We start from the raw sequence: 25,135 nt of genomic DNA, 5'->3' as shown, positions 1-25,135 counted from the left end.
AATAATATAAAAAGAATAGCAAAGCCTGTTGATAGTTCAGGTATAATCGCAAGGATACCCATTTTCAATCTCTCGATTTAAGTTATGCCTATAGATTACCAAGCTCAGCACAAGAAACGCCTCTCGTATATGCCTTGGCTGTATTTTTCTCTAAAAGAAAAACACCTTAAATGGGCTAAACCTTGGCAAGATGAAATCCAGCAGCAATTTATGCAGCTTGAAACCATCGAAATTGGTGATAACTGTTTTGTTGCACCAGAAGCTAATTTATTTGCTGAGCCCGGCCGTACTATCAGCATGAAAAACTCTTGCATGATTGCCGCTGACAGCTTTATTCATGGCCCCATCAAAATGGGAAATGAAGTGGCTATTAATCATGGCTGTTCAATTGATGGAAGCAAAGCTGGTATCAGCATCGGAGACAAAACTCGTATAGCCAACAATGTTACGATTTACGCGTTTAATCATGGTATGTCACCTTCCGCCGATATCTATCAACAAGCGGTTACGTCAAAAGGCATCGTCATCGGCAAAGACGTTTGGATTGGTGCCCAAGCAGGTATTGTTGATGGTATTACCATTGGTGACCATGCAGTGATTGGAATGGGAGCTGTAGTCACTAAAAATGTGCCTGATTTTGCAATCGTTGCCGGAAATCCCGCCAAAATTATTGGGGACAGGAGGGAGAGATAGCTAAAACTCACTCAGAGTTTTTTAACATCCATCCAATCCTGTTCTTCACCGTCTAATTCTGTGACTTGAATACTATTTCTATCAATAACCGCTATCACATCTTGTTTTCTAGCTAGTTGAAACGGCGTTTTACCTGTATTGTTAGTGATTGTAGTATCAGCGCCTGCAGCTAATAACTTCTTAACCATTGGAGCATTGCCAGCTGTACAAGCTCGGTGAAGCCTTGTGTTTCCAGCTTTCCCAGGCTTATCCAACTCATCTTTAGCAGCCTGAAAGTCTTTAACTAACCGCTCAATTAACCTCGTGCTTAATCGAGACAATGCGACGTCTACAATAATCTCCATCTGCTCTGGTTGCTGTAACCAAGGGCAACTTTCAACAAATTTCACAATAAGCGTCACTGAGTGACAGTTAGCTAACGCTTTAATATCATCAACACTTCGAGTACGAGAACCAGTCCAAAACGTACTAGTATAAAAAAGCTTTTGTAGATCTGAACCATAAGTGAGCATTTCATTTAACAAGGGGGCATCAAGAGCAGAGTCGTAGCCACGTAAGAAATAATTAAAAAACGAATAACTTCTAGAATCTCTATACACTTTATCTGCTGCCATCTCACATTTAAGCAATGCTCTGAACATCACAATGTTTTTATTCCCACGAAGAATCATATTAACTAATGGAGTTTGACCAGGTTCTGAAACCGGAAAAGTTTGGGCATGTTTATGTTCTACCAGTATCCTAACTTTCTCTGCATTGTTAAACCCAACCTGCTGAGTGATCACTAGAGCATACAAAACTGCACTTAGATATTGCGCCTCATATTTTAAGTAAGCTATCAATAGCTCATGATTAGATTCAGTTACAAAGTCCTGAAAGCTGGGGCTATTTTGATGAGAGAACAGATCAATTATAACTAGATTTCTAAAGTTACGGCTTGCACAATCATCCCCTTCAGGGCCTAAATTTACATCTGCATTATTGGCGACTAATGCCCCTGCTATCCCCGTATGCCGTAAACTACAGCTTAATGAAAAAGCGGTTGTTTTACGGTTATTTCTAGCATTGACGTCTATGTTTTCTGATTTTAATAGCAACTGAACTGTGCCTAGATGTTTTGAGCCAACCGCACACATCAAAGGTGTAGTGTTGTACTTATCGCAAAAATTAACATCTGCTCTTTGAGCAAGTAACAGTTTTACTAGCTCAACATTTCCTGCTCGACAAGCCAAATGTAATGCTGTTTCACCATGTTTATTGGTGCAATTTATATCAATGCCTTGCTCTATAAAGGTTTTAACATTATTTATGTCCCCACTCGCAACAGCCTTAAGAAAGTTATCCCCTTTATTTAACTGGGTAATGATAAAGTTCTTACTTATTTGTGAGCGTTCCAACATAGCTGTAGACTCGGAATCTTGCTGATGAAACTCTTCCGCTACATATCTTCCTTTTCTTTTTTCACAATCAAATTCAAGTAATGAATCGTCTTTCAGACGAACTGAAATTTTCTTTCCATGATGAGCTTTAAAACTTTCAGCAGCAGCAGTAATCCATACTGTTTTTTCTACTAAACCAGATGTATCTCCACTAGCAGTTGCCATGTTTTTCTCTTTTAAATTGCACGAATGACAAGTTTAGTCGAAGGTATGCGGAAACAGCAGATACATGAATCAAGATTAATCTCGATTCTTTAAGTGACAACAGAAGTCTAAATGTTAAAATAGCGCCCATTTCAACTTCTAATGGACAACGGGAATGCGAGTCAGCAAATACCTGCTTTCAACACAAAAAGAAACACCTGCTAATGCAGAAGTGATAAGCCACCAGCTAATGCTTCGTGCTGGTCTAATTCGTCTAAATGCCTCTGGTTTATACAGCTGGCTACCGACAGGTTTAAAAGTACTTCGTAAAGTCGAAGCCATCGTTCGCGACGAAATGGAAAAAGCAGGTGCGCAAGAAGTGTTAATGCCCATGGTTCAGCCTGCTGATCTTTGGCAAGAGAGCGGTCGTTGGGTTGAATATGGTCCTGAACTATTACGCCTTCAAGACCGCCATAACCGAGACTTCGTATTAGGTCCAACTCATGAAGAAGTGATCACAGACATTGTTCGTAAAGAAGTGAGCTCATACAAGCAGCTTCCAATGAACCTTTATCAAATTCAAACTAAATTCCGTGATGAAGTTCGCCCTCGTTTTGGTGTAATGCGTGGTCGTGAATTCTTAATGAAAGACGCCTACTCTTTCCACCTAGACCAAGAAACCATGGATGATACATATCAATCTATGCACAATGCGTATAGCAATATTCTATCTCGCATGGGACTAGAATTCCGTCCAGTATTGGCTGATTCTGGTTCTATCGGTGGTGCTATGTCGCATGAATTCCATGTACTGGCTCAAAGTGGTGAAGACTTAATTGCATATTCTGTTGATGGTGAATATGCCGCCAACATTGAGCGCGCTGAAGCCCCTATGCCAACTGAAGAGCGCGGTGCACCAACTCAAGAAATGACCTTAGTTGATACACCTAATGCGAAAACCATTGCAGAACTCGTTGAGCAATTCGATTTAGACATTAAAAAAACTGTTAAGACTTTGATTGTTAAAGGCGCAGAAGAAGACACGCCTTATGTTGCTTTACTGGTTCGTGGCGATCACGAGCTTAATGAAATCAAAGCAGAAAAAGTGCCTCAAGTTGCTTCTCCACTTGAATTTGCGACAGAAGAAGAAATTAGGTCCGTTATCGGTGCGGGCCCAGGCTCTCTAGGTCCTGTAAATCTAGAGCTACCTATCGTAATCGACCACAGTGTTGCAGTTATGAGTGACTTTGGCGCTGGTGCTAATATTGATGATAAACATTACTTTGGCATTAACTGGGAACGCGATCTTCCTCTTGCACAAGCCGCTGATATTCGTGATGTGGTTGAAGGTGAACAAGCGCCTGATGGTGGTAAATACGGTTTTGCTCGCGGTATTGAAGTGGGTCATATTTTCCAGCTGGGTACTAAATACTCTGAAGCGATGAACGCAACTGTCCTTAATGAGCAAGGTAAATCACAAATTCTACTTATGGGCTGCTATGGTGTGGGTGTTAGCCGAATTGTGGCGGCTGCGATTGAGCAAAACCACGATGACCGCGGCATTATTTGGCCTGATGCTATTGCACCGTTCAAGGTTGGTATTTTACCAATGAACATGCATAAGTCTCATCGCGTTAAAGACATTGCAGAAAAGCTATACCAAGATCTAACCGAACTTGGCATTGATGTGATGTTTGATGATCGTAAAGAACGTCCAGGTGTGATGTTTGCCGATATGGAACTTGTTGGCGTGCCTCACACTATCGTAATTGGTGATCGCAATATTGATAATGGCGTTTTGGAATACAAAAACCGTAAAACCGGTGAGAAGCAAGACGTACCTATGGATGATGTGCTCAGCTTTTTAAAAGGGCTGTAATAAACTCATCATACGGGGGAGTAACTCTCCCCCTATTCCTCAGAGTCGTTATACTCAATTGGAATAGGCTCCTTTATGCTCATAGAACTATCAAGTATCGTTTCTTTAACGGCTTCTTTATAATCAACTAAATCGCCAATTTCACCTTCAGTCACTTCACTTGCGATTTCTACATCAACATTAATCATATGCTCACTCTCAGGATCAGCCCATTTCAATTCCACATCAAACTCTTTTTGGGCAGCTAATCTTTTAACAATATACCTTTTTAAAAGATCGCTAGTTGTAGCCTTGGGGGTAAATGGCACGATTCTGTAGCAAAAGTTTTGGATTGATTCCAATGCTCTTAATCGCGGATCATCAGGATGAATTGATACAATTTTTTTCCCGACAAAAGTGACAACATAGTCAAAAAACAAATCCTCTTCTTCAATTTCTAATTTTAAAACGCCAGTAATAGGAATAGTCATAATCCCGCCTATTCCCCCTTCAGCTCTTTCAGCTAAACTCGTTCCATTTTCAAAAACAACTCTAGGCAATTTACGAATAGGGGTATTCAGTGAGCAGAGTCGAGGAGAAACTTTACTAGCACCTATAGCCATATATCAAACTTAACTTCATCTTTTACTTTGAAATTAGTATAGCTCTGCTACATTAAACCTATGAAGGTTATGAATTAACATTTTTTTAATATAAAAAATTTTATGAATAAAAACATTGCATTAGTTTTGGGTGGCGGTGGCGCTAGAGCGGCTTATCAAGTCGGTGTTCTCAAAGCAATAGTTGAAGACTATCCACGCAATCATAGTATACCTTTTGATATTCTTTCTGGTTCTTCAGCAGGAGCCATCAATGCCACATCTATTGCAACTCATGCCTCTTGTTTTCATCTTGGAGTTAAAAAACTCAGCTATGTATGGGGAAATTTTAAAACTGAAAAAGTCTACAAGACCTCATTTTCTGGAGTTATGTCTCACTTTGCAAAAATGCTACTAAAAAGCCTGCAAGCCCGTACCATCAATCCAGAGCCAGGAAGCTTACTTAACAATGAGCCATTAAGAATATTATTAAATGAAGTTATGGACTTTAAACGTGTAGATAGAAATATCGACAGGGGCGCATTAAAAGCCTTAAGTATTGATGTTTCTAGTTATAACGACAATAAGTCTTACTCATTTTTTCAGGCAAACAATTCGATTGAAAACTGGACTCGGCTACGACGTGTCGGAAAAAGAACCCAGCTATATACCGCTCACCTTTTAGCTAGCTCTGCTATTCCTATGGTGTTCCCTTCTGTGCGCATTAATCAAAGCTTTTATGGAGATGGCTCTATACACCAAGTTTCGCCTTTATCTTCCCCTATCCATTTAGGAGCAGATAAATTATTGATCATTAATTTGGGATTTTCCTCAGAAGAAAAAGCCAATTCTTTGACGACACATCCCAGCATATCTTCTATTGCAGGTCATCTGCTAGATACCATCTTTTCTGACACTCTCAACAGTGATCTTGAGCGTATTGAACACATTAATGAGACAATAAGGCTGATGGCTGAAGATAAAAAAAATCAATACTCATTAAAACCAATAGAAACCTTAGTCATCAAGCCAAGCCAAGATTTATCGGACATCGCAGTTAAATACTACCAACGTATGCCTTTAGCTATCAGGCTTATGCTGAGGTTTTTTGGTATTAATCGATATTCTCAATCCAGCATCATTTCGTATTTGTTGTTTGAAAGCGAATACACCAAAGAGCTCATGGAACTAGGATATCAAGATGGCAAAGCACAAATTAATCAAATCAGAAAGTTTCTAAACAAGTCACAGTAACTTCCCATCGCTTGAGATATGGCATAAATACTGCTTTCCAAACAGTATCGTCAAAAAATATTCGCGTTGCCGGAGTAACTATGGATTTTGGGTTAGCAGCAGACTATCAATCTCAGCAAATGATTTTTTCTCCACAAGTTCGTTTGGAGAAAGATAATACGCCTGATTTGATTGAGATTTTGCAATCACTTCATGCCAGCTTAGAACCACGGCAAGTTTTTGCCAACTATGGCAAAGCCGTTGAACAATTCTTACCTATTGTAGGGATGAACCTGCAATTGCCTGAACACCACTTTCATTATGGTGTGAATCAGGGGCAAATATTTAAAAGACATTTTCAGTTCCAGCAACAAGCTGCTGAAGTTAATTACCGACTGACTTCAACATTAACTCCAAAACAATTATCGCTGTTACTTCAATTTGAAGAATTGCTTAAGCAACCTCTAGAAAACGCGTTAAAACACCACGACATTTCGAATCAAGCATTGCTTGATTCACTAACCAACCTTGGTAACCGTCGCTACTATGAGAAAGTACTTGCAACAAGGATTGCTTGCTTTAACCGTACCGGTGATCCATTAAGTTTGGTTATTTTGGATTTAGACAAGCTAAAATATATCAATGACACTTTTGGCCACCAGTTTGGTGACGTTGTATTGGCAGAATTTGCAAAACTCTTAAAAAATACTGTGCGTGATACCGACCACACATTCAGAGTTGGTGGGGACGAGTTTATTATTTTGGTGCACGGTAACGAAAAAGCCGCACAAATACTGTTGCATCGTTTAGAACAAAACCTAGAACAACAGCCATTACTTAAACAGTTCGAATTAGGCTTTAGTGCTGGCTCGAGTGAGTTAACTCACAGTCTTTCTGCGAGTGATTTATACGCTAAGGCTGACAAATCAATGTACGACGTAAAAATGAAAAAAAGGAAGCAAAGCAATTAATTGCAATATCTTCAAATTATTTGGCTCGAGTCTCTATGCGCTTCGAGCCAGTTCTATCTCTGAATCATTGCCTTACCAAATCTTGTCTTTCTTTTATCAGATATAAAATATCTACTTCCAGCATTTATTTAGTAGGGGCTAGTGTTAGAAAAAATATCCCTTATAATTATCATTTAGTTCAAATAGGGGAAGATATGAATCCAGAAGATATGCAAGCTAATGCTGAACAAGCCGCAGCCCTTCTCAAGACAATGAGCCATCCAGCTCGATTACAAGTATTATGTCTTCTTACCGAAAAAGAAGTGAATGCCGGTGAGCTTTTAAGTCATACGACCTTAAGTCAGTCTGCATTTTCTCAGCATTTATCTGTACTCAAACAACACAATTTAGTAAAAGCGCGCAAATCAGCGCAACAAGTGTTTTATTCAATTGCAGATGATCGTGTTCATGCGATAGTCAAAACTTTGCATGAAATATTCTGCGAAAAAGAGTAGTTGCTTAAATCCTCCTCTGTGATTACAAATTTAAATATCAGATAAATTTCAATTTTGTTGGCGTACTCGCACTAGAACAACTTATGAGTAATATTACCGTCAGCATTGAGATGAATGAAAAACAAAACAGCAAATAGAACAAGCTTGTAAAGTGATCATTAGGATTAAAGCTTGTCGCCAATAACCAATAGGCTACAGGTGAACTTCCCAGTGAAAGAGTGTACTTCACACCATAAAACAATGCTCGCCATCGCTTTTGTGCGTATTTACCAATAATAAAATCATTAATGGGTAACTGCGCCATATTGAAAAACAGACAAACACCAAGGGTATAAAGCGAAAAGCCAAAAACAGAGATCAAGCCTAGTGTAAGAACCTGAAAAATTACGACGATAAACAGCAATTTTTCTGCTGCTATACGATGTAATAACTCTCCAATAAGTAACTGTGCTATCGAAGCGACAACTAAAATCAACGTTGCCATTCCCCCAACCGCAACTAAAGAAGCTGTACTAAAACTACTCTCTACCCTGAGTATTTTAGGAAGTCCAGTTGTTAAGCTATTAAATACTAAGCCACCGCAGCTTGCCGTGATCAATATACAGGTAAATATCCATCGCATTTTCGTTAAAGGTAAATCCAATTGCGAAGCATGGGATTGTTTCTGATACTCGACATTGCACCGCGTATGTGAAATATAAAATAAGCCTGCTAATAAGCACAAAGTCCCCGGCAAATATAAAGCCCAGCGCCAATCTAAATTACTTGCTATCAAGCTAGTCGCAAATGCCGCAACCGCCATCCCTAAATTTCCGAATACGCCATTGATAGCCAGTACACGCCCAGCTTTATTTGATGCGCCATAAATTATAGATAAACCCACAGGGTGATAAATAGCTGAAAATAAACCGATAAAACCAATACTTATTGTAAGCTGAAAAGAATTTTGGCTCAGACCCGCAGCAAAACAAGCAAGTGCAGATCCGAAGAAAAACACCAACATCATTTTCCCACGTCCAAATTTGTCTGATAACCAGCCTGACGGCAGGACACCAACACCGTACATCAGCGCACTTAAAGAACCGAGTTTGAGTAATTCTGAATAACTCATATGCCACGGTTTAATGAGAAATAAAGCTAATGTAGGATAAATCAGTACTAAATAATGCGTTAAAAAATGCCCTACATTTAACAATGAAATTAATCTGATCTGTTTTGAGTTTGTGTTCATTCAACCACCTCAAAAAGCTAATGGATTTGAAATAAGCTTAGTAAGGAAAAATTCTTGACTATAGTTACTATTAAGACAAAAAACAGTTATAAACGGACAAATTAATGATAAAAAATAACGATGACTATTCGTTTTCTTTAATGTCCTTACCTGAAACTCTGGAAATCAAGGGCGTAACTTACAGCCCAAGCCAGAAAGTCAGTTGGCATCAACACCCAGAAGCTCAACTCTTATATGCATCTTCTGGTGTAATAAGGCTATTAACTGAAAACTGCTGCTGGATCGCCCCGCCACTACGAGCGGTTTGGATACCAGCAAACGCACGGCATCAACTAGAAATTGTAAAAACGGCAAAAGTGAAAAGCTTTAAAATTACCGCCCCAGATTTCTTAGAACAATTACCTAGACAAAGCCAAGTCATTGCCATTTCACCTTTAGTACGCGAAATTATTCTGTATCTTCATTCGAGTCATTGGCCAGAAAATCACCCTCATAGTTTAAAGTTGATATCTGTCCTTGTGGAGCAACTGCAAGTCATGGTTACAGAACCGCTTCAATACCCTCGTTCTGATGACCCTAAAATTCAAACTATTTTGAATAAAATAGAACAAACACCAGAAGATACAACAAGCCTAGAACAGTGGGCTGCTCAATTGCATACCACAGAGAAAACACTATCAAGGCGATTTAATAAAGAAATGAAAATGGGATTTCGACAATGTCGAATTCAAATAAGATTGCTCAAAGCCGTAGAATTATTGGCTCAAAACAAATCCGTGATAGAGGTAAGTTACTCTCTAGGCTTTAGCAATGAGAGTAACTTTATTAAATCATTTAAAGCGGCGTTTGGAGTAACCCCTAAACAATATTTTAAGTGATTACAATCAGGGCCAACTGAATATTAGTTATTCAGAAATGCAAGCAACCCTTCTTCATCAAGTACTTTAATTCCAAGTTCTTGAGCTTTAGCCAGTTTGGAACCTGCCGCATCACCAGCCACAACACAATCAGTTTTTTTAGAAACGCTGCCTGCTACTTTAGCACCTAGTAACTGCAATTTTGCTTTCGCTTCACTACGCCCCATTTGTGTCAAGGTACCGGTAAGTACCCATGTTTGACCTTTAAGCGGTTGCTCATCTTCAGCAACCTCTTCAACCTCAGACCAATGAATTCCCGCGGCTAAAAGCGCTTCGACGACTTCAAGATTATGGGGTTGTGCGAAAAAGTGTTCAATGTGCTTAGCCACAATCACACCTACATCTTCAACCTCAATCAAAGTATCAGCACTGGCTGCTTTTATTGCATCTAGGGTTTTAAAGTGAGCGGCTAAATTTGCTGCTGTGGCTTCACCTACTTCACGAATGCCAAGCGAATATAAGAACTTAGCTAAGGTTGTTTTCTTAGCGGCTTCAAGTGCATTGACCAAATTGGTGGCTGACTTCATACCCATGCGATCCAACATAGTAATAGCAGAGGCAGATAAACCGAATAAATCGGCTGGTGTTTGAACTAACTCTTTATCGATCAACTGTTCGACGACCTTATCGCCCATGCCGTCGATATCTATCGCTTTGCGGGAGGCAAAGTGTTTGATGGCTTCTTTACGTTGAGCGCCACAGAACAAACCGCCAGTACAACGAGCGACGGCTTCACCTTCCACTCGTTCTACATCAGACTCACAAATGGGACATTGTGGTGGAAACACTATCTCTTGAGCTGATTCAGGACGTTTCTCAGCAACAACTGCTACCACTTGAGGAATAACATCACCGGCACGACGAATAATCACTGTGTCGCCAACCTTCACACCAAGGCGGTCAATTTCGTCTGCATTATGCAATGTCGCATTAGAAACAGTCACACCACCAACAAACACTGGCTTAAGTCGCGCAACAGGCGTTAATGCGCCTGTTCTGCCAACTTGAAAGTCCACACCTTCAAGCAAAGTCATTTCTTCTTGTGCAGGGAATTTATAAGCAATCGCCCAACGCGGTGCTTTAGCCACAAATCCCAGTTGTTTTTGTTGCTCGATGCTATTGGTTTTGATCACCACGCCATCGATTTCATAATCCAATGCATCTCGACGATTCAAAATATCAGCGTAGTAAGCATCAACGTCAGATAATGTCGGGCATACCTTAACTTCGCTTGAAACAGGAAGCCCCCAAGATTTAAGTTGTTGTAATTGAGCATAGTGATCTTTAGCCAATGCCCAAGACTCAGGCTCCACCACTCCCAAAGCATAAGCATAAAAATCCAGTTTACGACTGGCGGTAATACGGCTGTCTAGCTGACGTAGACTCCCAGCTGCTGCATTTCGAGGGTTAACGAAGACTTTGTCACCTTTTGCTTTTGCAGCTTCATTCACAGAATCAAAAGCGGCTTTAGGCATAAAGGCTTCACCACGGATCTCAACCAGCTCAGGAAATTCACCGCGCAGCCTTAATGGAATAGAACGAATGGTTTTTACATTCTCGGTTATGTCTTCGCCTACATTACCGTCACCGCGAGTAGCCGCTCGCTCTAAAATACCGTTGCGATACAAAATGCTTACGGCTAAACCATCGAGTTTAGGCTCGCAGCAATATTCGATTTGACCAACCTTATCAGAATTACGCTTATCAAAACTCTGCATGTCTTCGCCATTAAACGCATTATCAAGGCTCAACATAGGCTTAAGGTGAGTCACTTGCTCGAATTTATCCAATGGCCTGCCACCCACTCGTTGAGTAGGAGAATCAGGCAAAATAAACTCTGGATGTTGCTGCTCTAACGCTTTAAGTTCATGCAATAAACGATCGTATTCAGCATCAGGGATCGTTGGGGCGTCATCAACGTAATAGTTGATGTTATGTTGATGCAAACTTGCAGAAAGTGCTTCGATTTGTTGTTTAATATCAGTCATGATTTGTCTCAGTTTTAGAGCAATAAGGCCGCAAATGCGGCCCTATTTCATAATTTGCTTGCTGGTATTCAGGCTTTAATACGACGGATATAATCTTGTTTTTTGTCATCGTTCCAAGGTAGGCGTTCTCCATCTCGTAACTCTGCGCCGAGATCGTCAGCCAACTGTTCGGCAGAATTAAGCATGGTTGAGAAGTTGCGTAAAGCATCACCATGACAAGGCAAACGCATGAACAGCACTATACCTGGTGTAGAAAATTGCTCCATATTATCTGGATCAAATGTACCTGGATTAACCATATTGGCAATCGAAAATAATACGTTTCCTGTACCTGCTGGATTTTCATGGCGATGGAAAATGTTCATGTCACCATATTTAAAGTTAACAGTAAGCATGCTAGGTAATAACTCTGCCCCTCTTAACTCTTCGCCTTCTTTTGCGACTACATGTAAAACAAGCACATCATAAGGATCAGGAAGTTCTTGAGGCTCTTCTTCCACTTGCTTAGCTTCGGAAACATTTTCGACAGTAGGAATGGCTTCCTCTTCATCAAATAAACCAGCTTGTTTGGGTTCAAGCCCTAAATCTAGTTGCTCTTCTGATGCGGTTTCTAGTTGAGGTTCAATAACAGGTTCAACACGTTTGTTTTCAGGTTCAGGAGACAATATTGGTTCTTGCTTAGCTTCTTGTTCGATAGCCTGAGAACTCGTTTTAGGCTCAGAGGTTTTGACCACCCGAACCTCACTGATACCATGTTCATCAAAACCTTCTGAATCAACTTTTGGTGAATGCTTCTTCTGCGCTCTAGGCATTCTTTTGTCTTTGATATTGTTTCCTTGTTGACGGCGAATGGACCAAATTCCATGTACCAAAACGGCCAAGATCGCAACTCCACCCAATATTGCAAAAACTAATTGCAGGTCTTCCATCCGTTACCCTACCGTAAACTAAAAATGAATCAAAAAGCAGTTATGTAACTTTAATATAACTGCAAAACTAACTGGCATCTGCCATTGCAACAGCTTCATCAATATCAACCGCTACGATTCGAGATACCCCGGCTTCGTGCATTGTGACACCAATAAGCTGCTCAGCCATTTCCATGGTTATTTTGTTATGACTGATAAATATAAATTGTACTGTTTGCGCCATTTCTTGTAGCAAGCGACAGAATCGCTCAACGTTTGCATCATCCAGTGGCGCATCCACTTCATCCAACATACAAAACGGTGCTGGGTTTAATCTGAAGATCGCAAACACTAATGATAAAGCGGTTAAGGCTTTTTCTCCACCTGAAAGTAAATGAATACTGCTATTCTTTTTACCCGGCGGTCTTGCCATGATGGTGACACCTGTTTCTAGCAGATCATCATCCGTCAATGCCAAGTATGCACTTCCCCCACCGAAGACTTTAGGGAAAAGCATTTGCAAATCATCATTTACTTTTTCAAACGTCGTTTTAAAACGAGTACGGGTTTCGCGATCAATCTTACGAATCGCCGACTCTAAACTTTCCAGCGCTTGGGTTAAATCTTCGTTTTGAGCATCAAGATACACTTTTCGCTCTTTTTGTTGTTCGTACTCTTCAATGGCCGCTAAGTTAATAGCGCCTAAGCGTCGAATTTGATTACGAACTTTGTCCAGTTTTTGCTGCCATTCATCCACATTAGCTTCTGCACTAATAGATTGAATCACGCTTTCTAACTGAATTTGCTCTTCATTAAGCTGTTGCTGCAAGCTATTGGCTTGCCCCTTTAACCCTTCGCGGTGTAACTTTAACTCGCTGATCTTCTGAGTCAAGACCTCACATTGTACAACCGCTTGTTTTTGACTACTTATTAGCCCATCAAGCTTAGCCTGTATTTCAGCTTGATAATTTCGGCATTTATCCAGCTCTTTTTGTTGTTGCTGCTGAACTTGTAGCTTTTGTTGTAATTGATCTTGCAGTGACTGAATATCAAAATCTGACTGTGTTGGTGTCTCACCACCAGTAAGCTCAATAATTTGTTTGTCTAAGTTTTGTTTACTGCTTGCTAATTGAACTTGTTGTTGCTCAACCAAAGCGAGTTTCATCGTATTTTTCTGAGATTGAAGTGCTAGCTGCTCTTTTTGTTGCTGATATTGAGAGAGCTGGGCTTGTAAATCAGCTAATTGAGTATCGAGTTTTTGCTGCTTGTCTTCTACTACTTGAATATTAGATTGCGCTTTTTCGACCAAATCATTTTGCTGATCATGCTTTTCATCTAAAGCTTCGATAGATGATTGTAATTGGCTTTGCTGAACTTTCAGCTCATTAAGCTGAGACTCAAGCAGCTGCCGTTGAGCTTTATTCTGTTCAAGACGCTGTTGCTCAGCACTGTATTGTGATTGCTGACGAGTTAACTCTAATTGTGCTTGTTGTAATTGTTGCTGAAGTTTCTCAATTTCAGCTTGAAACTGTTGATTTTGCGACTGATGCTGCTGACATTCACTTTGTAACTGCTCTAGTGATGTTGTCTGCTGTTGCACCTCAACTTCCACCGCTTCTTTTTCAGCCTTAAAGGATAATTGCGAGTTCGGCTGCTGAGCTTGGCTCAATATAAATCCACGCCCAATCAAATATCCATCTTTGGTGAGGACACACTGCTCATCCATTAAATCTTCAAGGTAAGTGCTTGCTTGCTCTTTGTCGTCAGCAAGCAATAAGCTATCGAGCCACGGTGCAAGGTTCAAAGGGCTTTTCGCTAACATTTCATGTTGAAAGCCGCCTTGTATTGCCACAAATCCCGTTTCATCAGAAAACTCTGGAACTACTTTTGCCGTCAGCAAATCACCTAATACCAACTCCAACGCTTTTTCCCATCCTGAAGCCGCTTCAATCACTTGCCAAACTTGCTGATGTTCTTGTTGTTGCTCCACCAGCCAAGAATCAATAAACGACAAGCGTGATTGACTTGCTGCTTGTTGCTGCTTCAACTCCTGTCGCTGTCCATCCGCCTGTGTATAGGCTTGTTGACTGTCTTTATAACCTTGTTTTGATGCCTGAAGCTTATCTTCAAGTAGCTTAATATGCTTTTCAGATTCCTTCAGCTTGTCAGCATCTAACTCATTTTGTTGGGTTTCATTTAATGAACTCAGTTGAGCGTTGATTTGCTCTTGATTTTGCTCAGATTGAGACAACTGTTGCTTAGCATGAGCTAATTGGCTGCTGGCAAGTTGCAATTCCATTTTTGCATTGTGCAATTCTTGCTTTAACGCTTGATGCTGATATTGGTCCTCTTGCTGGTTTTCTTTTTGCAGTTCTAGTTGCTCAGACAAGGCTTCAACTCGCTCGTCTAATTCCTCTAACTGAGGTTGCTCGGCAGCCTGTTGCTGTTTTAAGGTTTTATGCTCAACTGCCAGTTGGTCGAATTGTTCAGTAAGCTCTTTTAGCTGTTGCGATAGCCCCGTTAAACGTTGCTGTTGATGCTGCTCTAATTGCTGCTGATGGCTGATTTGCTGCTCAAGTTTCGCACGCTCAGTATTATTATGATAAAACTCGGCAACCGTTTTTTGCTCGGCATCGACGGCATCATTCAACTGAACCGTTAACTGAGTTTGCTTAGATTCAAAACTTTTGAGTTCAGATTGATGTTTAACAAGCTCTAAATCCAACTCTGACAATTGCTTGGTAATATCATCAATTTGCTGATGAAATTCACTGTAACGCATCACCAGCAATTCAGCGTGGGTTTGACGCTCAGTTTGTTTTAACTCTCTATACTTTATTGCCGCTTGAGACTGGGAAGCGAGTTTATCCAGTTGGGTTGATAGCTCAATGCGAATATCTTCTAGACGTTCTAGGTTTTCACGAGTGTGTCGAATGCGGTTTTCGGTATCACGGCGACGCTCTTTATAACGAGAAATGCCCGCCGCTTCTTCAATAAAGACTCGTAAATCTTGTGGTTTAGACTCAATCAAACGGGAAATCATGCCTTGTTCAATAATGGCATAACTTCTCGGGCCTAATCCGGTACCCATGAACAAATCGGTAATGTCTTTGCGGCGACACTTTTGCCCGTTGAGATAATAGAAAGAATCGCCATCACGGGTGACTTGACGCTTAACAGAAATTTCTTGATAACTGGCATACTGTCCTGCAAGGCGTCCATCTTGGTTATCAAAGGTCAACTCAACACTGGCTACGGATACAGGATTGCGCGCATTAGAGCCACTAAATATAACGTCTGTCATCGCACCACCACGCAAATGCTTAGCGCTACTTTCACCCAACACCCATCGAACCGCATCAATCACGTTAGACTTACCACAACCATTCGGTCCGATAATGCCTGTTAATGCTTTTTCAAAGGGGATTTTTGTTGGATCAACAAACGACTTAAATCCAGCCAATTTTATTTGTTTAAGTTTCATTTAGGCTGTGTGGGGTTCCGTATTCAATCTTATCCGCAGGTCAATTGATTACTTTAGCAAAGCAAGACGCATTTTGTAACGTTTTTTACATACTCAATTACCTTTGAAGCTTGTCATTCATCCAAGACTTATTCAAAATTATTTTATTCGTATTCTAAAGGGCTTAACTTATGAGTTCTCAGCATTCTCCACGTAAAAGTGGTGTGAATTATTTTATTGATGGTTTATCACTTATCCGCCAACCGGGGTTAAGAAGTTTTGTATTTATTCCTCTCACCATCAATATCCTACTTTTTTCCACGGCGTTTTATTTTGCTTTTGGTCAACTGCAAGTGCTCTTTGATTGGCTCGATAGCCAACTACCTGAAATCCTCAGCTGGTTACACTTCTTATTGTGGCCTTTAGCCATCGTTACTATGTTGATCAGCATGTCGTTTATATTCAGCTCCGTTATGAATTGGATAGCGGCTCCATTTAATGGATTATTAGCGGAAAAGGTTGAGCAAAAGTTAACAGGAAAACCACTCTATACAGGTGGAACTAAAGATCTCATCAAAGATTTGCCCCGCATTCTCGGTCGAGAATGGAAAAAGCTTAAATACTATTTACCGAGGGCGATTTTGGTCTTATTACTGTTTTTTGTCCCTGTGCTTGGACAAACCGTTTTCCCAATCGTTTGGTTTCTTTTCAGCGCTTGGATGATGGCCATTCAGTATTGCGACTACCCGTTCGATAATCACAAAGTGAAGTTTGATGATATGAAGTTTGCGTTAAAGAACACTAAAGGCACCAGTTTCAGTTTCGGTGCAACAGTGGCATTAGTGTCGATGATACCAATCGTAAACTTTATTGTTATGCCAGTAGCGATTTGCGGTGCAACCGCCATGTGGGTAGATAAATATCGCGAGGCATATCGTAATTCAGCCATTGCACCTGATTAAAGCGCTCATTTAATCTCTGTGTATTTGCTACCATCTTTACTGTAGAAGCCTTGAAGAGTCATCCATACTACGGCAACGCCATCGTCGATAATAGTCTGTGGCGTGCTGTTTGGACGGCTCACAGTGTAACGAGCAATCAAAGTCCTTTGTAATGAGTCAGCATCGTTTATACATTCGATGCATTGCTCTGGCACTAACTGCCTACTCTCAAAATAATGAGTTATTGTTTGATAATCTAATTCGCATTCAACTCTTTCAGCTCTGTAAACCAAAGCTCCATTCAAGCAAAGTAGTGGCGGTATATAGTCTTGCCCTTGACCATCACGTCCTCCTCTAATAATGGGTAAAGCCAAATATAATTGCCCAACTTTGGTGTTATTCTGCTTTAAGTTAAAACGAGAAAAACCTCTATCATCAGCCGATAAAAACTGTGACATCCCCGCTCGAAGTTTTTGGCATTGTGGAATAGTTTCAAAATCAGCTTGGGGGATTCGGTGAATTCCAGCAACGTTATAAGAATCTAAAAATTTAGATTCTTCCATTCTGTAATGAGTTTCACCAATCACCACATCCACTTTTTTATTACTTGGTAATTGCCCACCTCTAGACTGTTTTATGTAAGCCTCATAGCTCTCTTGGCCTAAACTGCTGATGTCTTGAATACTGATAATCAATCACCTTTAAAAAATGAAACTGTTAGACTAGAAAAAATCTTTAGATACAGCCAACTACATAATCAAAATTTAATATTCGGTATAACTTTAGCTTATTCCTAAAATACCTCCTAACTGCTTGAATAACTCCATGTATTTAAATTAAAAATAATAAAAAGCAACTGCTGGTTGACAAAACTCCAACATCACTTGATAGTTTGCAACCAGATGATTTTCTATGCTTTCCACTCATCTATGGACGAAAGGACAAATAAAATGATTTTGGCGGAAAAAATAATTCAATTAAGAAAACGTCTTGGTTGGTCGCAGGAAGAGTTAGCAGACAAAATGAATGTTTCTAGACAATCTGTTTCTAAGTGGGAAAGTACTCAGAGCATTCCTGATTTAAACAAGATTTTAATGCTGGCTGAGATCTTTGGTGTTACCACAGATTATTTATTAAAAGATGAGCATGAAACGATTGATAAGGATACTCTCTCCGACCAAGAACATAGTAATCAAATTGGATTAGAGCAGGCTAACAATTATGTCGAGAGCAAAGTAGCCATATCCGAATTAAACGCCAAAGGGGCGATTTTGTGTATCTGCTCCCCCATTCCGTTATTTTTCTTATTAGCACTTGAAAATACAGGAATATTCGGGGTATCAGATAAACTCGCGCCTGCGATTGGTATCGTTAGCGTACTACTTATTGTCGCTTTAAGCGTCAACTTTTTCGTTAAAACCAATCAATACGATGAGAATATTGAAATCATTGATAAGGAGCCATTTGAATTAGCCTATGGGGTACATAGCGCTATTAATCAGCAATTGAAGCAATATCGCCCCACTTACAATTCAAAAACTGCGTTAGGTTCATTCTTTTTTATTGCCTGTTCAGTGCCTTTACTGTTAACCAGCATCCTAATTGACAGTGACATTTTGCCTTTATTGATGCTAATCGTTTTACTATTGATGATTTCCAGTGGCGTTTATATTGTTAGCCCTTCTTCAGCAAAATTTGACGCTTACAACCGTATTTTGCAAGAAGGTTGCGGAAAGTCTCAAAAAAGTAAAAGAACAAAACGTGCTGAAAAAATTGCCGCATTTTATTGGCCATTATTAACCGCCATTTTTCTTGGTTGGAGCTTTTGGTCGCAGAATTGGAAGATAACTTGGATAGTTTGGCCTGTAGGTGCCGTTTTATTTATCGCCTTGGTTGGTTTAGTTGAGTTATTTGAGAAAGACGAAGATTAACCTCTAGCACACCGGAAAAAGGGAGCAATGGCTCCCTGCTTCATTCCCTCAATTTGATAACTAACCTCTAAAAGAAGTTAGCGACATCGTCCTTAACGTACCACAGTGTTTTATTAGAATACGACTGACCAGCTACCCCACAAGCTTGACCATTACATCCATTCCAATATGGATCTGAGAAGTAATCTAAACGAACGGCTGAACCAAAGGCCTGAGGATAAGCCATAATGGTTGAGAAATTATTCTGAACACCATGACCCACACCGTCAGCATAAACGCCACCTCTACTGCCTTGACGTACAGAGTGGCCTAAGCCCATGTTGTGACCTAATTCATGGATAAAGGTTGCGGCACCACAATCAACCGCTGTCACACTAAACATGCGATCTTTCATCTGTGGATACAAGTTCCCATTTTGGCCTTGACCAACCCATCCAATACCACAAACATAACCACCTTGAACATTTTGTCTCTTACCTAACAACACAACCATATCTGCACGCACATTGGCACGAGCATCTTTCACGCCTTGGTTATTGGTTACTAGATTAAGGTGTTCTTCTGATGGCACTAAATTCGAGGTTGAAGATGCTTGAGATTGACGACCCACTAATCTCAACTCAATATCTAACCCGTTATTACGATAAATACGATTTGAATTCGAAATATATTGATTGATCTTAGTATCAATATTCGTAACCGCATCTGCCGCAGGCTGTGTATATAAAATCATTACATCGATTGTTTCTGCATTAACTGCTGTTGAAGCAAGCAGCACTGAGACCCCTAATGCAGATTTTTTTATAGATTTGTGCATTGTTTTCTCCATTTTATTTTTGGTATTGACGAGGGAATTCTTTTACTGGTCAAGGCTAAATGTGGTGTCTTTTTTATGCTCGACCTTGCCTTTTGGGATTAATGCATCGCTATGTGCCTTAGAGTGTTGGGATTCAAGATCAGTCCGAGAAGCTATCCAAGCGTACTTTCCTGAACCTTCCAAAATGTAAGTATCATTTTGGGTTGCCAAGTTTCCATATACAGCTTCCTCTCCCATAGTAATAACCGCACTATATAAACGTCCGGCACCGGGAATGTTGGCTTCGATAGTTTTATCACCATTTGAGTGAGACTGAATAAAATCGACTTCACCTGTATAGCTTCCGCCCATTTGAGGAATGTAAAGATCAATATAATCCCCTACTTCTAATGCTTTGAGCTCCTCTATATCTAGCTCGATATAGTGCTCTTTGGTGAGGTCGGCAGGTAATTTTCCTTGCGCCTTTAGAACCTGTTCAGCTTCTGCAGAATCAACCCAAACAACGGTATCTTTTTCATTTGCGTTTACCGTTTTTTCTTTTGAAGGAGAGCCCTGCTTAAACATATCAACACCAGTCGATAAGCCATTTTCAATCTTAGGGATCTGTCTGCGTTCGATTTGAACCAAAGGAGAAGGAGTTTCAAAGCTATCTGAAGGTTTCTTAATTTCTTGTTGTAAGAATTGAGTTATTCCCATTCCAATGAGAATCAAAACCGCGATAGTAATCCCCAGAACTTTCTTGTTCATATAACACCCTAGTTGTGGCTGAAATGATTAAAAAACAGATGTTACAAGAATGTTAATTCAGGGTAAAAATACCAATTTAGAATATGCTTATATCATATTGAATTATAAGACTTTTATTACATATCGGACTAGTCAAACCATTGGCAAAGGTCAAAAAAACAACACAACTTTAAATGATAAATAATTGATATTGAAGAGAAAGTAAATTGAGTGAAAGATCAATAAATTAAGCAGCAGATGAGAAGATATGCCCGACTAGCTCTATCGGTTATATTTAACTTCAACTCTGTGGCTATCTAGATCCACGTACCATTAAAAATCAAATCAACCAACACAAAATGTTCAGAATGAGACACCGCTCATAATTCAATTAATCAATAGCTAAATCTGGTAATAAAGTTATCACTTTTAGAAATGATTAATTTATTATTCGCGATCTGGATGATCTATTTTAATAAGGAAATACAAGATTGTTGATAATCAACGAATCTCTTTATATCGCCAAAGGGACTCATAGATGCTGCTATATTCACCCTCACGATGATAATTTATGCATTAAAATCCCTCTGAATAAGCAAGGCAAGCAAAGTAAGAATATTCAGAAGGCACTGAATAGAGAGCATAAATATTACAAAAGGTTAAGCAGTAGAAATATTTCTTGGAAACACCTTAGTGAGTATAAAGGTGATATTGATACTAACTTGGGGAAAGGCAGTATTTATCAACTTATAAAAGATGATAATGGTCTAGTTTCAAAAAGCTTAGAATACTATTTACAAAATCCAAGTTTAATTAAAGATTACGAAGAAAATTTCGTAAAGCAGCTGGACTGTTTATATGAGTACATGTCTTCAAATAAAATTTTAACGACATCATTACTTCCGAGAAACATTGCAGTTCAAAAAACCGACTGCCACCTGAAATTGTGGATTATTGATGACATCGGAAACTCAGAGTTTATTCCGATTTCAGAAGTTACATCAAGGTTGATAAGAAAGAAAATTAAGCGTAAATGGAATGAAATGGTTGAGCTAATAAATACACATTATCCGAATACCCTTAAGGTAGAAGTAAAACCTTAGGGATTTATTATTCAACTGCTATATGCTATATGCTAAATCTAAGCCCAAGGTAGGCATCGCCTTTAGAGTAAAAGCCACCACTAAATGCATTCAAACTATTTCATAAAATTACGACATACTGAGTGCAATTATTTAAACTTAGCTTTACCGGATGATTAGTCATTCCAGTAAAGCTTGTTTTTAGCTCGCCAAAAATCAAATCAACCAAGCTCTGAAATTACGCCCTTTCATTTTTCCGTTGGTAATTTTACGCAAAGCTTTTTTGGCAATTTTGTTTTCGACAGCAACAAATGCACGAATATCAGTAATATGAATCTTACCGATTTGATCACCTGTCAATTCTTGATTAGCAGTCAATGCGCCTAAAATATCTCCCGGCCTTAATTTTTGTTTTTTACCACCATCAATTTGAATAGTTTTCATAGCAGGCTGAGGTGGCTGTGCATGCAGTAAGCTCATTGGTGGCAGTGGTTCACTGACAATTTCACGCCCTAAATCGTCTTCAATCAATGAAATGATGTAACCATGCTCGGTATAAAAAGTGTAAGCGCTCCCTTTGCTACCAGCACGACCTGTACGACCAATGCGGTGGGTATGTACTTCGTGATCAAAGGCAAGATGATAGTTAAAAACGGCATCCAAAGCATCAATATCTAACCCACGAGCCGCGACATCAGTAGCCACTAAAATGTTGATGCTTTTATTGGCAAAACGTAGCAAAACACGATCACGATCTCTTTGCTCTAAATCACCGTGTAAAGCAGCGGCACTAAAGCCCAAACTTTCTAGCTCGTCGGCAACTTGTTGAGTTTCACGCTTGGTATTACAAAAAACTACCGCACTTTCTGGTTGTTGCTGCAATATGAGTAGACGCAATGCTTCCATACGTTGCTGATTATCTTTTAACTGATAGAAATGCTGTTCAATGCTTGAATTATCATGAACCTCTTTAACCGTAACACGATGCGGTGAGTGCATAATGCTCTCAGTCATCGCCTTTATCTGTTTCGGAAACGTAGCACTGAATAATAGTGTCTGCTTAGTAAACGGTAATTCAGCCAGAATATCTTCTACTGCATCTTGAAAACCCATTTCCAACATTCGGTCAGCTTCATCAAGGATCAGCATTTCAACGTTGCTCAAATCTAATCGATTTCGGCTTAAGTGATCCGTAATTCGCCCCGGAGTACCAACAATGATGTGAGCGCCATGCTCTAACGAACCAATTTGTGGCCCCATTGGTACGCCACCACACAAAGTAAGTACTTTGATATTATGGATCCCACGGGCTAAAGTTCTGATCTCTTTCGCAACTTGATCTGCCAGCTCACGGGTTGGGCACAACACCAATGACTGAATACGAAAACGCTTTACATCCAATTTGTTAAGCAAACCCAAACCGAACGCTGCTGTTTTACCTGACCCCGTTTTTGCCTGACCAATCACATCTTCTCCTGCAAGGATCAAAGGTAAACTTTGCTCTTGAATAGAGGTCATGCTTTGGTAATTCATGGTATGAAGATTATCTAAGAGCCCTTTTTTTAAAGGTAATGATGAAAAAGCAGCGTTAGATGGTTTGGTTTTGGCAGACTGACTCAAGGTGATGTCCTACTGTGGAGATAAAGATAAAAACCTAGGCTGAAATTCTATCATTTGTTTCTGATGAACTTCAGCCAAAGTTAAAAATAAAAGTATTATTGCGGCTTAGCGTTTCTGACTCGACGGCGTGGTGTATTCTTTTTAGCCGCAGGCTTATCCGTTCTTTTTGATGAGGGCTTACGAGTTTGTTTTTTTATTGACGGCTTTTGAGTAGACGACTTATCGCTCGAACCGTCTTTTGCTGTATTCACTTGCTTTGGCTTTTTCGGTTTTTTTATTTTCTTCTTTTTACCATCTAATACCGTTACCGGTAGTTCATTTACGGGTTCATATCCTTCTTGAACTCTTCGTTCTATTAATTGGTTGGTAAGACGTTCTACTGCTCTTAACTCTTTTAATTCATCAGCACAAACCAAAGACACTGCTTGACCCTTTGAGCCAGCACGCCCTGTTCGACCAATTCTATGTACATAATCTTCAGCAACATTAGGTAAGTCAAAGTTTACAACTTGCGGTAATTGGTCAATATCTAAACCTCGCGCGGCAATATCGGTCGCAACTAAAGCTCTCACCTTGCCAGATTTAAAATCAGCCAGTGCATTAATTCGTGCATTTTGACTTTTATTACCATGAATCGCACTGGCTAGAATGCCTTTACCTTCTAAATGACGTGTTAAGCGATTTGCCCCGTGCTTGGTCTTGGTAAAAATCAGTACTTGCTTCCAGTTATTGGCTTTAATGAGTTTGGTTACCAGTGCCGTTTTTTTACTTTTATCTACAGGGTATAACCATTGCTCAACGCTTTTGGCTGTCGCGTTTTTAGGCGTAACTGAAATTTCTACGGGATTATTTACAAGCCCTTTGGCTAATTTACGAATATCATCAGAAAAAGTAGCTGAAAATAATAAGTTCTGACGTTGCTTAGGCAGTATGGCAAGGATCTTTTTAATGTCGTGGATAAAGCCCATATCTAACATTCTATCGGCTTCATCTAACACTAAAATTTCAAGTTGCTTAAAATTAACCGCGTTTTGATTATAGAGATCCAACAATCGGCCTGGTGTTGCAACGAGAACATCAACACCTTTGCGCAGCTTTAGCATTTGCGGATTAATTTTAACGCCACCGAATACGACCGTTGAACGCAAAGGAAGATTACAGCTATAGGTTTGAACACTATTACCCACTTGAGCAGCCAGCTCTCTTGTCGGCGTCAAAATAAGCGCACGAACCTGGTTAGCCCGCACTCGTTGACCACCTGATAACCTTTCTAAAATAGGTAATGTGAAACCTGCCGTTTTGCCCGTTCCAGTTTGAGCTGCTGCCATTACATCTTTGCCATCCAAGACAGCAGGTATTGCATGGCTTTGAATAGGTGAAGGTGAATCGTATCCTTGTTTTTTTACAGCTTCGAGGATAGGGGCTGATAAACCTAGAGAGGCAAAACTCATGAAATAATCTCTTCTTTGTGGCAGCGTTCTGTCTACATCAACGGAACGAGGGGGCGGCAGCTTACAACAAATTACACAAAGGTGCTAATACCAAAGCCAAAGCAATTCCTGCATATTCGTTATGGTGTTAAAGTCACCTCATTAGTTTAGAAATATGCATAAAGACATCATCAACATAATATATAAATGAATAACTTTAATTTATAACAAAAAATTATTTTAAAAAAACACCTATCAGGAGTAGAAGAACTTATTAATTTTTTATCAACACTTATAAAATAAAGACTATAAATATCAAAGATTAAATGCTGTGCTGCGTAACTCTATGTAACTAAAGTATTGAAAGAAAAATCAGTGAGGAGCAAGTTCATATGCAAGCAGAAGTTACTAATACGAGAGCCAATGATTTTATAAGTTATCTACAGAGTACCTATAAAGCAACTTACTCTGAAGGCACAAATTATCACTACGTCAATGGCGAGCTTTGGGTAGTAAAAAACATAGATGGATATTTTCTAAGCTCAAACAAGTCTGCACGACAAGCTTTTAGAGACTTTGCAGCACATATGACCAATCGATAGCTATTCAAACGCACAGCCTTTAACCGCAAGAAAAACTTCTTAGTACAT

21 protein-coding genes are annotated in these 25,135 nt (G+C 39.7%); 10 read left to right on the top strand and 11 right to left on the bottom strand.

All coding sequences use genetic code 11. The features are described 5' to 3' along the window. Positions 1-84: 84 nt before the first annotated feature. Positions 85-693 (top strand): acyltransferase, encoded by a 609-nt coding sequence (locus E2H97_RS06585; protein ID WP_133406402.1) that lies wholly within the window; start codon positions 85-87, stop codon positions 691-693. Between the two features lie 11 nt (positions 694-704). Here E2H97_RS06585 and E2H97_RS06580 read toward each other — a convergent pair whose 3' ends face one another. After that, positions 705-2,297, bottom strand: a complete 1,593-nt coding sequence (locus E2H97_RS06580; protein WP_133406401.1) for an ankyrin repeat domain-containing protein — start codon at positions 2,295-2,297, stop codon at positions 705-707. 154 nt (positions 2,298-2,451) lie between these two features. Between E2H97_RS06580 and E2H97_RS06575 the strand changes: the two genes are divergently transcribed. Continuing rightward, on the top strand, positions 2,452-4,155 hold the full coding sequence (locus tag E2H97_RS06575; RefSeq protein ID WP_133406400.1) for a proline--tRNA ligase: 1,704 nt from the start codon (positions 2,452-2,454) through the stop codon (positions 4,153-4,155). 32 nt (positions 4,156-4,187) lie between these two features. Here E2H97_RS06575 and E2H97_RS06570 read toward each other — a convergent pair whose 3' ends face one another. Then, positions 4,188-4,757 carry a hypothetical protein gene (locus E2H97_RS06570; protein ID WP_133406399.1) on the bottom strand — a complete coding sequence of 190 codons (570 nt, stop codon included), beginning with the start codon at positions 4,755-4,757 and terminating at the stop codon, positions 4,188-4,190. Between the two features lie 102 nt (positions 4,758-4,859). On the opposite strand from E2H97_RS06570, the gene E2H97_RS06565 reads away from it, so the two are divergent. The 3 genes from E2H97_RS06565 to E2H97_RS06555 all read left to right on the top strand — a co-directional run bounded on the left by E2H97_RS06565 (position 4,860) and on the right by E2H97_RS06555 (position 7,431). Next, on the top strand, positions 4,860-5,987 hold the full coding sequence (locus E2H97_RS06565) for a patatin-like phospholipase family protein (RefSeq protein WP_133406398.1): 1,128 nt from the start codon (positions 4,860-4,862) through the stop codon (positions 5,985-5,987). Positions 5,988-6,067: 80 nt separating this feature from the next. Further along, positions 6,068-6,937: a GGDEF domain-containing protein gene (locus tag E2H97_RS06560; RefSeq protein ID WP_133406397.1), complete on the top strand. Its 870-nt coding sequence runs from the start codon at positions 6,068-6,070 to the stop codon at positions 6,935-6,937. 194 nt (positions 6,938-7,131) lie between these two features. Then, a complete protein-coding gene (locus tag E2H97_RS06555; protein WP_133406396.1) occupies positions 7,132-7,431 on the top strand; it encodes an ArsR/SmtB family transcription factor in 300 nt (99 codons plus the stop codon). 37 nt (positions 7,432-7,468) lie between these two features. Here E2H97_RS06555 and E2H97_RS06550 read toward each other — a convergent pair whose 3' ends face one another. Continuing rightward, positions 7,469-8,662 (bottom strand): MFS transporter, encoded by a 1,194-nt coding sequence (locus tag E2H97_RS06550; RefSeq protein ID WP_133406395.1) that lies wholly within the window; start codon positions 8,660-8,662, stop codon positions 7,469-7,471. Positions 8,663-8,766: 104 nt separating this feature from the next. On the opposite strand from E2H97_RS06550, the gene E2H97_RS06545 reads away from it, so the two are divergent. Continuing rightward, positions 8,767-9,540: an AraC family transcriptional regulator gene (locus E2H97_RS06545; RefSeq protein ID WP_133406394.1), complete on the top strand. Its 774-nt coding sequence runs from the start codon at positions 8,767-8,769 to the stop codon at positions 9,538-9,540. A gap of 23 nt (positions 9,541-9,563) precedes the next feature. Here E2H97_RS06545 and ligA read toward each other — a convergent pair whose 3' ends face one another. The 3 genes from ligA to E2H97_RS06530 all read right to left on the bottom strand — a co-directional run bounded on the left by ligA (position 9,564) and on the right by E2H97_RS06530 (position 15,959). Then, positions 9,564-11,567 (bottom strand): NAD-dependent DNA ligase LigA, encoded by a 2,004-nt coding sequence (gene ligA / locus E2H97_RS06540; protein WP_133406393.1) that lies wholly within the window; start codon positions 11,565-11,567, stop codon positions 9,564-9,566. Positions 11,568-11,635: 68 nt separating this feature from the next. Next, entirely contained in the window at positions 11,636-12,496 is an 861-nt protein-coding gene (zipA, locus tag E2H97_RS06535) for a cell division protein ZipA (RefSeq protein WP_133406392.1), read from the bottom strand. A gap of 67 nt (positions 12,497-12,563) precedes the next feature. After that, a complete protein-coding gene (locus E2H97_RS06530; RefSeq protein ID WP_133406391.1) occupies positions 12,564-15,959 on the bottom strand; it encodes a chromosome segregation protein SMC in 3,396 nt (1,131 codons plus the stop codon). A gap of 170 nt (positions 15,960-16,129) precedes the next feature. On the opposite strand from E2H97_RS06530, the gene cysZ reads away from it, so the two are divergent. Further along, positions 16,130-16,900, top strand: a complete 771-nt coding sequence (gene cysZ / locus E2H97_RS06525) for a sulfate transporter CysZ (protein WP_133406390.1) — start codon at positions 16,130-16,132, stop codon at positions 16,898-16,900. A gap of 5 nt (positions 16,901-16,905) precedes the next feature. Here the strand turns inward: cysZ and E2H97_RS06520 are convergent, their stop codons facing one another. Continuing rightward, a complete protein-coding gene (locus E2H97_RS06520; RefSeq protein ID WP_133406389.1) occupies positions 16,906-17,574 on the bottom strand; it encodes a hypothetical protein in 669 nt (222 codons plus the stop codon). 255 nt (positions 17,575-17,829) lie between these two features. On the opposite strand from E2H97_RS06520, the gene E2H97_RS06515 reads away from it, so the two are divergent. Further along, complete coding sequence (locus E2H97_RS06515; RefSeq protein WP_133406388.1) at positions 17,830-18,810, top strand: helix-turn-helix domain-containing protein; 981 nt, start codon at positions 17,830-17,832, stop codon at positions 18,808-18,810. A 67-nt stretch (positions 18,811-18,877) separates the two neighbouring features. On the opposite strand, the gene E2H97_RS06510 is transcribed toward E2H97_RS06515, so the two are convergent. Further along, positions 18,878-19,627, bottom strand: coding sequence for a zinc-dependent metalloprotease family protein (locus E2H97_RS06510; protein WP_133406387.1), 750 nt, complete (start codon positions 19,625-19,627; stop codon positions 18,878-18,880). 42 nt (positions 19,628-19,669) lie between these two features. After that, positions 19,670-20,374, bottom strand: a complete 705-nt coding sequence (locus tag E2H97_RS06505) for a hypothetical protein (protein ID WP_133406386.1) — start codon at positions 20,372-20,374, stop codon at positions 19,670-19,672. 470 nt (positions 20,375-20,844) lie between these two features. Here E2H97_RS06505 and E2H97_RS06500 point away from each other — a divergent pair, with 470 nt between their 5' ends. Further along, positions 20,845-21,456 (top strand): YrbL family protein, encoded by a 612-nt coding sequence (locus tag E2H97_RS06500; protein WP_133406385.1) that lies wholly within the window; start codon positions 20,845-20,847, stop codon positions 21,454-21,456. A gap of 195 nt (positions 21,457-21,651) precedes the next feature. On the opposite strand, the gene dbpA is transcribed toward E2H97_RS06500, so the two are convergent. Beyond that, positions 21,652-23,055 carry an ATP-dependent RNA helicase DbpA gene (gene dbpA / locus E2H97_RS06495; protein WP_133406384.1) on the bottom strand — a complete coding sequence of 468 codons (1,404 nt, stop codon included), beginning with the start codon at positions 23,053-23,055 and terminating at the stop codon, positions 21,652-21,654. Between the two features lie 95 nt (positions 23,056-23,150). Further along, positions 23,151-24,506, bottom strand: coding sequence for a DEAD/DEAH box helicase (locus tag E2H97_RS06490; RefSeq protein ID WP_133406383.1), 1,356 nt, complete (start codon positions 24,504-24,506; stop codon positions 23,151-23,153). A gap of 371 nt (positions 24,507-24,877) precedes the next feature. Between E2H97_RS06490 and E2H97_RS06485 the strand changes: the two genes are divergently transcribed. Beyond that, on the top strand, positions 24,878-25,087 hold the full coding sequence (locus E2H97_RS06485) for a hypothetical protein (RefSeq protein WP_133406382.1): 210 nt from the start codon (positions 24,878-24,880) through the stop codon (positions 25,085-25,087). Positions 25,088-25,135 lie beyond the last annotated feature (48 nt).

The organism is Parashewanella tropica (genome assembly GCF_004358445.1).
Lineage (GTDB): Bacteria > Pseudomonadota > Gammaproteobacteria > Enterobacterales > Shewanellaceae > Parashewanella > Parashewanella tropica.
This window is presented reverse-complemented; position numbering and strand designations above follow the sequence as displayed.